This window comes from Chryseobacterium sp. WG23, from assembly GCF_024586575.1.
GTDB lineage: Bacteria > Bacteroidota > Bacteroidia > Flavobacteriales > Weeksellaceae > Chryseobacterium.
Map to the genome: position 1 here is coordinate 315,898 of NZ_JALCZE010000002.1, position 11,962 is coordinate 327,859.

Below are 11,962 nucleotides of genomic sequence, written 5' to 3' on the forward strand. Positions count from 1 at the left end.
ATCAATATTTAAAAATTACAATTTAGCCCAAATGCTATAGTCCTAATAGGTTTGGTAGTGGGAAAATCCGGATCTAATCCCGATTTATCTTTTTTCCAAATAATTCCGAGATTATTAACATAAGTAAAGACCTTAAGATTCTTTACGGAGCATTTTTTCAATACAGCATCACCAAAATTATATGACAATGAAATATCCTGCAACCTTATGTGATCACCTTTTCCAACAAGTATTTCGGAATTTTTATAATAATTATCAGCCACTCCATTGCCCGGGAAAATCATAGCTGGCACATTTGTAAAAACTTCATCACCCGGATTTTTCCACCTTTTGTAATAGTCACCATGACCGTAGTATGTACTATAAAGGGAACTGTACATTATGGAATTACGACGAAAATAATAGCCAAATCGATATGTTATATTAAATGACAATTCAACTCCATCTTTTACGATCGTATTTCGCATAGCTCCATAATACGGCGGCAACGCATTTCCGTTGTAAACAAGATTGTTTTCGGGATCTTCCGATAAATACTGTGTGATTTTCGAATATTCCATTGATGGTTGTCCATTTAACAGACCTTGAACTTGCCCATTTTCAGGATTCAAGCCAGCAAATGGATAGGAATAAATACTAAAAAGTGGTTTCCCAACAACAGGTGTATATCCGGATGTTAACCGCAATATTTTATAACTATCATCAACAAAACTAGAAAGGCTGGTTTGCTTTTGATATTTGGTAACCTTATCTAAAGCATAGGAAAAAAGAAATGTTGTATTCCATATGAAATTCGATTTCTTAATATTTGTCGAGTTTATTTCAATGTCTAGTCCTTTTCCTTTCATATTAGCAAGATTACCGCGATATGAGATATATCCAGTAGTAGGATCAATATCACCATTACCGATAAGGTCCGAACCTTTTCTTTGGAAATACTCGATGCTTCCAGATAAGACGTTTTCTTTCGTAGCAAAATCAAATCCCACATTCAACATTCTATTTTTTTCCCACCGCAAATTCTTATTTGGTGGATTTTGTAGTTGAGCACTAGGTAACCTATTAGTAGAATTAGTTACAAAGGTTGCAGTTGTAAATGCTGTTATAGTTCTATCAACATTTCCACTGTAACCTATTGTTGTTCTAAAGCTCAAAACTGGTAACCATTCAACATTATAAAACGGTTCTTTTGACATATTCCATTTAGAACCAATTGACCATAACGGTACGGATTTTTGATTAGTCTTTACGCCAAATAAATTAGATTGATCAACCCTAGCACTTGCTGAAATAACGTAACGTAAATCATAATTATAAGCACCATTTATGTAATATGAACGTATACGGTCAATAGTTCCTGAGTAGCCATCATTGGTCGGAATCTGTGAGGAGCCACCTTTACCATATTGGCTAAATCGTGTTAAATAATCTACTAAGACACTTGAACCAACATTGGGATCAAAACCATATAGTCTGGAACTTATACTGTTCGCTTTCGTTTCCCTAACTTCAAATCCAGCAATAGCATTTATCTGATGTTTATTCCACTGTTGATCGAAGTTCATTTGAAATCGGCCATTTAAGGCGTTTAACTGGCCATTTGTATTATCTAATCTCCCACCCAGTGGAATATTTCGGGTCAAAATACCATTATTAAAAGTAGTATACCTATTAATTTGATCTCGCATTACATATGTTTGTTGATCGAAAAAGTTCCTGCGCCTTCCCTGTTGATTCTCGTATTGTAAGCGGACTTCGGCTGATAATGAAGGTATAATGGCATATTTTATCGCAGTATTTAAACGGATTTCTGATTGTTTAAACCGGTTGTCCTGCATATTCAGTTCTTCTAAAGGCACAAAATCCCAATTCAACAAACCGGCACTCAATGCTTTTTGCTTGAGCACTGTGCTATGATCTTTAGTCACTACTACTGGCTTTCCATCATTATCAACAAGTCTTGCATACGGGTACATCATTTCTTGTCCCATATTAGTAAGCATAGAAATTACATTGGCAGTAGATTGATTATTCAAATTGTAGGAAAGTCCAGCAGAGATTTCTAGTTTTTCAACTGGTCGAAATACCTGATTGCTGTTCAAACTTACCCGGCTGAAACCACTCTCTTTTTCAGAATTTTTGTTTTTATCAAATCCTGATGAAAAGTAGTAACTGTATTTCTTTGAACCACCACTTATATTTAATGCATATTGCTGTTTAACGCTTTGTTGATAAAGATATTTGTTAATATCATCACGTAGGTCGTACTTCCTTAGTACATCTATTCTTGAAGTCGCTTCCTCTGCTGTAAGTAAGCCATTTTTCTGATCATTGAGGATACTGACTACAGGCGAATACGGTCTATTTGATGAAGTATTGCTAATAATAGTATTGTAAAACCCCTTATCAAATAACATCTTCTCGATGTCGATGAAATCTGTAGATGCTATCTTGGGAATGTAATAAAGATCAGGTTTTTGCCCTATCGTAACATTACTGGTTATCCCGATGTTCATGGCCTGGTCTTCTCGTCCTTTTTTAGTTTTTATGACGATCACACCATTACCAGCCCTAACTCCCCAGATTGAAGCGGCAGCAGCATCTTTCAAGATATCAATATCCTCAATATCGTTCGGATTAATGTTGTTGATGTCGCCCTCATATGGAAAGTTGTCAACAACAATTAAAGGTTGATCATTGCCAAAGATCGTTGCTTGTCCACGTATGGTTAGCTTTGGACTTCCCGAACGCTCATCAAATAGTATAGAAGGTGCTATGCCTTTCAATCTACTGATCACGTCCGTTGATACCTGTCTATTAAAGGTCGCATTGTCTACCTTGGAAAAAGACCCCGTTGCTCTTTCCTTTGGGATGGATTGGTATCCACTGGCAACAACGGATACCTCATCTATAACATTGCTATTGGTTGTCAAAGTTATGCGATCAATATATTTCGCTGAGACTGACAATGGCGCATAGCCTAAAAAGGTGATCCTTAGTTCAGATTCAGCATACTCCGCAGGCAATTCAAAATTACCATCATTATCAGAGTTCGTTACAAAGTTATTGCCCTTAACCTGAATAGTTGCCCCAGCTAATGGAAGCCCCTTTTCATCGACGATCTTTCCCTTTATGGTTTCCTTTTTTTTTGGATTGGGGGTATTAGTTGCTTTCCGCTCCTTTAATATGATAATGCCATCTGCTATTTCAAATACGATCGGCTGATTTGCAAACAGCACTTTTAGCGTTTCTTCTAATGATGCATTTTTCAGGTTAATAGTAATTGGTCCCACCTTTTTTAGCAGGTCATCATTGTAGACAAAATCATATTTTGTCGCTTTCCGAATTTCTGTAATAGCAGTTGACAGGGGTGCTTTTTGCAATGACAGGCTGATCTGTTGCGCCTTAATTGCTGTTCCGCTGGCCATTAGCATAAAGAATAAGGTACTCTTTATGCCAAGGCGCAGAAGTTTTCTCCTGTGGGAAAACATATCCACCCAAGGTGGGTTGTTTTCCTTGTTGGAAAAATCATGTTTTTTCATAGATTTGTGTAGGGTTAATTATACTTAGTTTGTCCAAAACTTTTAAATAGACCCAATGGCCGGAGTGCGCTAACACTCCGGCTTCATTAAGCCAACATATGAAACTATAAATCTTATCTCTTAACTTGAATCCTCCTTCCTTTCGATAGATCAATTTGTAAATCTGTAATCTTTTCAAGTGCATATAACACACTTGAGAGTTTCTTTTCTCTTGAAATAGTTCCGTTCACTTTGATAGCCGGAATGTTGCTGTAATCTACCTCAACATCATACCAGCGTTCAACTTGTCGAAGTACTTCCTTTAAAGGAGTACCTTTAAATTGGAAATCATTTCTTGTCCATGCCGTAAATATTTCGGTATCTACATTATTTACCAAGAATACGGAGGATAGGGAGAACAGTTCTCCTTGTTGTCCCGGTTTTAATAGCACTGGCGTATTATTCTGTGTATTGGTGAGTTCAACTTTTCCACTTACTAGTGTTGTCTGGATTGCAGTTTCGTTCTCATAGGAATTGATGTTGAATTTCGTTCCAAGTACTTTCAGTTTTTGATGTCTTGCGTTAACAATGAACGGTTTGTTCGCATTATGTGCCACTTCAAAATACCCCTCTCCTGTCAGTTCCACTACTCTTTCATTTTCTGTAAACTTATTGGGATACTTCAGGGATGATTCAGCATTGAGCCATACTATTGTCCCATCGGAAAGGGTGACTTTATACTGACCTCTGCGTGGTGTGGCGAGTGTAGCTAGCTGTACTTTATTTGGGGAAATTGCTGTACCATCTTGGTAGGAAGTTCCCTGCTCACCTACTTTGATAGCCTTTTTATTCCCTGCAAGATTGATAACCTGACCATCCTCAAACGTAAGTGTCGCTTTATCTGAGCCGGGAAGAATATCTCCAGTTAAAGTCGTTGTGGCCACTTCTGTTGGTAAAATCTTGTCTGACTGATAATATTTGTACAGCCATACGGAAATGGAAATGGTGAAAAGGACTGCTGCAGCGGTCATCAATCTGAACCAGATACCCATTGGTTCAGGTTTATCAAGAATTTTATTGAATTTTGCGAGTTCATCATCGGTCGAGGAACCCGATTCTTTCAGTTCAACAAGATCACTAGCCAAACGGTGCTGATCCACCAGCTGTTGAAAAATAGCACGATTGGATTCACTTTCTTCGATCCAGTCCTCAAGGAATTCCCTATCCCAATAAGGGAGCTTTTGTCCAGTAATATACTTATGGAGTAATTCCGTGATCTCAAATCCATCGAACAATTCTTCCTCTTTCATGTTTCCCGTTTATTATAGAAACCGGAAACTTATAGGGCTTGTCCAAAAGAAATTGAAAAAATTATAAAAAAAATGATAGAAATGCTATTCCTTTATTTGAAAGGGTCTTTTTGAGTATAGAAATAGCCCGCGCCTTTTGGCTGTTCACTGTACTGACACTGATATCCAGTTCCTCGGAAATCTCTTTGGGTGTGGCTCCATCCATCAGTTTTTGCATGATAATCCGGCATTGCTCCGGTAAAAGCTCGATCGAATGGCTTAGTTCCCGAAGTACTTCGGTATGGATCATCTTGCTTAATATATTCTCCTCTTCAAGTTCTTCAAATCCCTGCGTATACTTGTGAAGACGATTTAACCTCACTTTCTCTTTCTCAATAAGATTCAGGCATCTATTTTTTGTGGAAATATACATAAATGCCTTAACGCCCGCATAGCTCTTAAAGGTTTCCCGTAGCTCAAATGTTTTGAGCATAACATCAAGAACGACCTCCTGTGCAATGGCCTGATCAAAATTGAAAAGTAGTCTGTTGGCAAAAAAGATTAATGCTGGATGATAGAGCTGAAAAAGCGTATTCATTGCACCCCTATCACCGCTTTGGAATTTTGTTAGCAGTGCCTTTTCTTCGATCTCGTGTCTGGATGTCATAATAAGGCTATTGATAGAAGAGTAAAGTTAAGTAATTTTAAGTCTATACGGAAATTTTATGGCTAAAAACTAAGACCCCAATCGATCTCATTATATATATTCCAAAATTTAATTATGTATATTTGGGCATATAACAAAGACATTACCTAATTTTACTCAGACCTATAATAGTGTTAATTCTGGGGTTTTTACAAGTGCTTTCGCTTGGCACAACCAAAAGATAGTACGCGTCAAAATTTGAGCAGAAATAGCCTATAATAAAACTAGAAATTAAAATACATGCTTAAACAAAAATATATCTGGATAATTTCATTTTTGACACCGTTCATATTAGGATTTCTTTTAATATTGACCTATTGTCTTTTTAGGGATAACTATACTTTAAAATCTGTGGCCTTGAGTGACTGGCTGAACTATTTCGTGGCCAGTGGAACTGCGGGAGCATTTTTGAGTTTGATCATTGACAAAATTTCAAATGAAAGAAGTGAAAACCATAAAAAATGGCAGTCCGAAATTCCTGTTGTTACTTTGACTTCTCCTTGTGATCCCACCTCAAATTATTGTGATATTAATATAGTAGATTCTATTAGTGATTATGAGGAAAGAGGTAGCCAATATTTTTCAGTTATAAACATCGGTAAAACAAATGCATATGATCTGACAATAGAATTCTGCTCTGATATAGATTTTAAGACGAAGGTCTTTCATAGGCATTATATCCCCTATTTAGTTCCTCTTGCTAAAACTGAATACCAGAATCAATTTCAGGACTACATTTATTCAAAATATTCAGTTGATCCTCAGACTAAGGAAATCTCAAATAAAAATTTTGAAATATGCGGTTGTTTAAATGATTGCCTTATCTCTACAACAAATACAAATGAGAAATATTTCTTTGTAAAAATTTCTTATTATTCCAGTTTATCAAAGGAGAACCGCCATTTAATTACGACGATCTTACGGGTGAATTTAATCTGTGAAAAAATGATATTACCAGAGGTTAGTGTGAATGATAATATTGTCAAAATAAAAGGAATTACTATTCTTGATTATAAGTACTTATAATTCTATAACAGGATTGTAGCCTATAAAAATTTCCCTCTTGGAAGTCCTATCTCATGCTCCTGTGGATATGGGGCTCTGAAAGTCATACTCACATCTTCTTTCATACGTTGCTGTGCTTCGTATTTTTTATCCTCATCGTGTGCATATCTTGGATCAGGAATAAAAGGCATTTTTGCCATTTTGGTGATCGTAATGGTTGGAAAATGGAAGTCAACTTCCACTACTCCCAGCAATAAATAGCATCCCCCACCCTGAAATGGATATTTCTCAAGGCAATCTGGAAAATGCGCTGTATCAAAGTAGTCCCCATTAACATCGACCCAGGTACCGAAGTACATTGTTCCCCTTTTGGTAGGGACATGCTTTCTCGAAATCAGATAAGCAAGCATCTTCACCTGCTTTTTATGGTATTGCACAAGCTCATTGGCCATAACAGATCCTCTGTACTTTGTCTGCAACAGATCAAAGGGTGTACAGGACACTGGAAAACTTAATATCTCGATCTCGTCAAAAGCATCTTCAAACAGGTTTCTTTTGAGTTCCGGAAATTTAAATTCCTTTACAGGCTCCTCAAACAACGTCTCAAATCGACGCTCTGGTTTAAAATCTCCAAGCAGCACCCTTGCTTTTAAAAGCAACTCGTTCTTGGGTATTTCTGTAAACCGAAATGCCCCAATGAAGATTAAAATCTGTAAAGTCTCAATACCGATCGGAACCCTTTTAATAAAATCCTCTAATGATTTATACGCACCATTCTTTCTTCTTTCGTCGGGGATCAATTGCCCCAATCTTGATTCAACTTTTTCAAGATGCATAAATCCCAAATAGATCTCATCACCATAGATTGTCGTTTGCTGTTCACTCCTATTTACGCAAGGATTCAATATCTTTCCACCAGACATCCTTGCTTCGTGAACATATACCTCCGTCCGATAAAAACCGCCCATGTTATTGATCACGGAAACCATAAACTCCAACGGATAGTAAACTTTCAGATATAAACTCTGGTAGCTTTCCACGGCATAGGACGCGGAATGGGCCTTACAAAAAGAATACCCTGCAAATGATTCAATCTGCCTGTAGATTTCTGTGCTCAGTGCTTCTGGGTGTCCTTGCTGTTTGCAAGATGCAAAGAAATCATCTTTTACTTTTTGAAGTGCACTTAATGACCTTCCTTTTCCTGACATTGCTCTTCTAAGGATATCCCCATCAGCAGCCGAGACACCTCCATAATATAACGCGATCTTGATGACATCTTCCTGATATACCATAATGCCATAGGTTTCACCAAGCTGCTGTTCAAAAACTGGATGGAAATATTCGAACTTATCCGGATTGTTGTGACGAAAAATATATTCCCGCATCATCCCCGATTGCGCAACCCCAGGACGTATAATGGATGATGCAGCAACAAGAACCTTATAATTATCACATTTCAATCTTCGGAGCAGACCTCTCATTGCAGGTGACTCGATATAAAAACAGCCTATTGTCCTCCCCTGACTTAAAAATTCATTACATTTCTGTTCATCCTTGGAGATTCTAGTATCTTTAATATTGACTTTAATCCCCCTTTTTTCTTCCAGAAGCCGCACTGTATCATTGATTGTACCTAGACCCCGCTGAGATAAGATGTCAAACTTTTCAAATCCGATATCCTCGGCTACATGCATATCCCATTGTACGATCGGAAATCCCTTGGGTGGCATTTCCAATGCCGTAAAATTGGTTAGGGGTTCTTCTGAAATAATGATTCCACAGGAATGCATAGATCGTTGGTTCGGAAATTTTTCTAATAATTTTCCGTATTTCTGAACTTTCTGTACAATCTCATCCCGAAATACTCTTTCGGGATATTTGGACAGTTCATCAAGTTCTTCTTTAGGCATCCCAAAAACTTTTCCAACCTCCCGGATAATCGACCGATACTTGAATTCAACATTTGTTCCACAGAATGCAACATAATCTTTGCCATAACGGTCAAAGATATACTCCAGAATAGTGTCACGTTCTTGCCAGCTCCAGTCAATATCAAAATCCGGTGGGCTTTTTCGGTTCTCATTCAAAAATCGCTCAAAATAAAGGTCTAGTTCTAATGGGCAGATGTCAGTAATTCCAAGACAATAGGCTACAATACTATTTGCTCCGCTCCCACGGCCGATGTGCATGAATCCCATACTGTTACTGTATCTGATGATATCCCAGGTGATAAGGAAATACCCACTGAAATTCAGTTCATCAATAACTTTCAGTTCCTTTTCAATTCTTTTTGTTGCCTGTTCGTTATTCTTTCCATAACGTCTTTCCAATCCTGCAAAAGCTAACCGTGTTAAAAGCCGCAAATCATCCTTTTTTGAGCCGGTATAAAATTTTCTATTACGTGGTGTCTCAAAAGCAAAGTCAAAACTACATTCTGCAAGAATTGTTCTGGTATTTTTTATAATTTGTGGGTAATTCCTGTATGCATCCAAGATCTCTTGTGGTGATCGAAAATATTCGCTCTTTGAGCATATTTCGTTTTCCGGTAATTTTGAAAGCAATAAATTATTATCAATTGCCCGTAAAATCCGGTGCAGATTGAACTCCTTCTTAGTACTAAAAGTCACAGGATGTAATATGACCATCTTGGGAATCAGCTTTTGAAATTCCTTTCTGAACAATGAATTCAATTCTTCTTCCCTGACACCAATATATTCATTTTCTCGCAGGTTGTTGGGAATTTTACTGAGTGGGTAGATTACAAAACAGTTTGAGAAATCTGGTTGTACAGGCAACTCAACGCCTTCACAATTAAAGGATGTTAAGGCCTTGTTCACCTCTCCTATTCCGGAGAACTCTTTTGCTATAACAATATAGAGCAGCTCGCTTCCCCGACGTACCTCAACACCGACAATAGGTTGTATATCTTTTTCTTCACATTTCTTTTTAAATTCATAAATGCCCGTAACAGTATTGATATCTGTCAGTACGAGTTCTTTAATTCCCAATGCCAATGCTTGGTTGACAAGATCATCGATGGATAGTGTGCCATAACGAAGGCTGTGATATGAATGACAGTTTAAAAACATACCTGTGCATTTTTAACGTAAAAAGTTATAGCCTACAGCCCTGCCAACCGCATCCTTTCCAAAACGATTCTTGATATTGTCCATCGCCTGGTAGAGATTGATAAGCTCTGCATTATCCTCAAACAAATTCATCTGATAACTTCCATGTACTAAGTCCGTGAACCGTAGGCCGACTAACCGAAGACGCATACGACGCGAATAAACCTTCTCAAAAAGTTCCAACGCAACTCTCGCCAACGTATGATCTGAGGAGGTATAGCTCACGCGGGATTGCTTGGTCTCGGTATCAAAATTTGAATATCGAATCTTAATGACGACTGTGGAGGTCAACCATTTCTCTTGTCTGAGCTGGTGCGCCAGTTGCTCTGCCATGCCTGAAATAAGACTTTTCACCTCAGCAACATCCATAGTATCACTATTGAAAGTTCTTTCTTTAGAGATTGATTTTCTCTCTGAATACGGTATGACAGGAGTTTCATCAATTCCGTTAGCTTTCTTCCAAAGGTCAACACCATTTTTTCCGATCATCTGTTGTAAAACTTCCATAGGCATTTCCGAGAGCGTACCTATTGTTCTGATACCAACCCTTGAAAAAAGCTGAAAAGTGGCATTTCCAACCATCGGCATTTTTTTAATAGACAACGGATTTAAAAAAGATTGGACACCAACGGATGGTATTTCACGATGTCCATGTGGTTTTGATTCGCCTGTGCCAATTTTGCTTACTGTTTTATTGATTGACAATGCATAACTGATTGGCAAACCTGTTTCCTTTTCAATCTTAGCGCTCAGTTCATTCGTCCATTTGTAAGCGCCGAAGAATTTGTCCATGCCAGTAAGGTCAAGATAAAACTCATCTATAGAAGCTTTCTCCATGACTGGGGCGTTTCCTTCAATAACTTCTGTAACAGTATGGGACATCTTACTATATAGCTCCATATCACCTTTGACCACCTTTGCCTGTGGGCAGAGACGAAGAGCCATTTTCATCGGCATGGCGGATCTAACTCCAAAAGTTCTTGCCTCATAACTACAGGAAGAAACCACACCTCGATCCCCTCCTCCAATTATCAATGGGATACCATTGAGCTGGGAGTTTACAAGCCGCTCACAGGAAACAAAGAAGGTATCCAAATCCATATGCACAATAGACCGATTCATATTTACTAAATTATTTAGCAAAATTGGTAAGTTTTATCACAATTTATATTACATTTGCTGTGATAAATTATCACAAAATGTCAACACTCTCTATTCTAGCGGATAACATAAGGTATTTGCGACTGAAGCAGGTGCCTAATCTCTCACAAGAAAAAATCGCTGAGAAATTGATGATTTCCAGGGATTCATACGCAAAATATGAAACAGCAAAATATACTCCGCCATTAGATGTATTATTAGCTATTTCCCGCTATTATCATATCAGCACCGACCTATTATTGACGGTTGATCTGAGAAAATATAAGCTGGATGAAATGCTCAATCTCCCTGATAACAGGATCTTACTTCCTATTAAAACGGATTCATTGGGAGAAAACAAGATTGAAATAGTTCCTTACAAAGCCAAAATGGGCTATCTTAAAGGATATGCAGACCCCGAATACATCGAAGGATTACAGACAATGTCTCTTCCTTTTTTAAGAAACGGGAAGTATAGGGCTTTTCCGGCGGAAGGTGATTCCATGCCCCCTTATAAAGATGGCACTTACGTTATTGGCGAATACGTAGAAAGTATTTCTGATATAAAAGTGGGCAAAGTGTATCTTCTGATAACCCGTACCGATTTTATATTTAAGCGGATAGAGAGCGTCAATAAAAAGTCCATCACAGTAAAATCAAACGAAAAATTCTATGAAAATTATGATATTCCTTTTGCTGATTTATGGGAAATCTGGCAACATGCCGGTAGTTATTCACCACAAGAATTAGAAGTTATCGACTTTGCAAACGATGATGTAAAATCAATGCTATTGCAATTAATGCAGGAAATAAAGGAATTAAAGTCCGCTATTAAGAACTGAGCAATTCACTCCCGAAAATGATAAAATGGCTTTTTATACAAAACAATCGGGACTGTCAAAATTGCAGTTCCCGATTGCTCTTTTAAGAATACACCTTTATTCTGGTTCATATTTAACCCAGGCACAACTCGAAATATAAACTGCAAAATCGGTATTTCCAATATGGCAGATCGTTAACTCGTCTTCCCTATCCGTATTGAATTTCTTGGTAAATTCTACACCACCAAATTTAAACTTTTTATTTTCTGGAAGCGATCCTAATGTTATTTCCTTCATCATTATCCCAAAAATAAAAAACAAAAACGAGAGATATTACGGTTTCCCGTATTTT

At 37.6% G+C, this 11,962-nt stretch carries 8 protein-coding genes; 2 read left to right on the forward strand and 6 right to left on the reverse strand.

Features of this window, described 5'->3' with window-relative positions:
* Positions 1-8: 8 nt before the first annotated feature.
* The 3 genes from MP477_RS04175 to MP477_RS04185 all read right to left on the reverse strand — a co-directional run bounded on the left by MP477_RS04175 (position 9) and on the right by MP477_RS04185 (position 5,477).
* Complete coding sequence (locus tag MP477_RS04175; protein WP_257189265.1) at positions 9-3,542, reverse strand: SusC/RagA family TonB-linked outer membrane protein; 3,534 nt, start codon at positions 3,540-3,542, stop codon at positions 9-11.
* Between the two features lie 113 nt (positions 3,543-3,655).
* Positions 3,656-4,831 carry a FecR family protein gene (locus tag MP477_RS04180; protein WP_257189266.1) on the reverse strand — a complete coding sequence of 392 codons (1,176 nt, stop codon included), beginning with the start codon at positions 4,829-4,831 and terminating at the stop codon, positions 3,656-3,658.
* Between the two features lie 61 nt (positions 4,832-4,892).
* Positions 4,893-5,477, reverse strand: coding sequence for a sigma-70 family RNA polymerase sigma factor (locus tag MP477_RS04185; protein ID WP_257189267.1), 585 nt, complete (start codon positions 5,475-5,477; stop codon positions 4,893-4,895).
* A gap of 279 nt (positions 5,478-5,756) precedes the next feature.
* Between MP477_RS04185 and MP477_RS04190 the strand changes: the two genes are divergently transcribed.
* The gene (locus MP477_RS04190) at positions 5,757-6,542 is read left to right on the forward strand and encodes a hypothetical protein (protein ID WP_257189268.1); all 786 of its coding nucleotides are present in this window, start codon (positions 5,757-5,759) and stop codon (positions 6,540-6,542) included.
* 20 nt (positions 6,543-6,562) lie between these two features.
* On the opposite strand, the gene MP477_RS04195 is transcribed toward MP477_RS04190, so the two are convergent.
* Both MP477_RS04195 and dinB read right to left on the reverse strand, forming a co-directional pair.
* Positions 6,563-9,610, reverse strand: coding sequence for a DNA polymerase III subunit alpha (locus tag MP477_RS04195; RefSeq protein ID WP_257189269.1), 3,048 nt, complete (start codon positions 9,608-9,610; stop codon positions 6,563-6,565).
* A gap of 12 nt (positions 9,611-9,622) precedes the next feature.
* The gene (gene dinB, locus MP477_RS04200; RefSeq protein WP_257189270.1) at positions 9,623-10,771 is read right to left on the reverse strand and encodes a DNA polymerase IV; all 1,149 of its coding nucleotides are present in this window, start codon (positions 10,769-10,771) and stop codon (positions 9,623-9,625) included.
* A 77-nt stretch (positions 10,772-10,848) separates the two neighbouring features.
* Between dinB and MP477_RS04205 the strand changes: the two genes are divergently transcribed.
* Positions 10,849-11,631, forward strand: a complete 783-nt coding sequence (locus MP477_RS04205) for a LexA family transcriptional regulator (protein WP_257189271.1) — start codon at positions 10,849-10,851, stop codon at positions 11,629-11,631.
* A gap of 96 nt (positions 11,632-11,727) precedes the next feature.
* Here the strand turns inward: MP477_RS04205 and MP477_RS04210 are convergent, their stop codons facing one another.
* Positions 11,728-11,910 carry a hypothetical protein gene (locus MP477_RS04210; RefSeq protein ID WP_257189272.1) on the reverse strand — a complete coding sequence of 61 codons (183 nt, stop codon included), beginning with the start codon at positions 11,908-11,910 and terminating at the stop codon, positions 11,728-11,730.
* Positions 11,911-11,962 lie beyond the last annotated feature (52 nt).

Coding starts and splice junctions, on each gene's coding strand:
- MP477_RS04175 (WP_257189265.1), bottom strand. CDS start 3,542: ATGAAAAAACATGATTTTTCCAACAAGGAAAACAACCCACCTTGGGTG.
- MP477_RS04180 (WP_257189266.1), bottom strand. CDS start 4,831: ATGAAAGAGGAAGAATTGTTCGATGGATTTGAGATCACGGAATTACTC.
- MP477_RS04185 (WP_257189267.1), bottom strand. CDS start 5,477: ATGACATCCAGACACGAGATCGAAGAAAAGGCACTGCTAACAAAATTC.
- MP477_RS04190 (WP_257189268.1), top strand. CDS start 5,757: ATGCTTAAACAAAAATATATCTGGATAATTTCATTTTTGACACCGTTC.
- MP477_RS04195 (WP_257189269.1), bottom strand. CDS start 9,610: ATGTTTTTAAACTGTCATTCATATCACAGCCTTCGTTATGGCACACTA.
- dinB (WP_257189270.1), bottom strand. CDS start 10,771: ATGAATCGGTCTATTGTGCATATGGATTTGGATACCTTCTTTGTTTCC.
- MP477_RS04205 (WP_257189271.1), top strand. CDS start 10,849: ATGTCAACACTCTCTATTCTAGCGGATAACATAAGGTATTTGCGACTG.
- MP477_RS04210 (WP_257189272.1), bottom strand. CDS start 11,910: ATGATGAAGGAAATAACATTAGGATCGCTTCCAGAAAATAAAAAGTTT.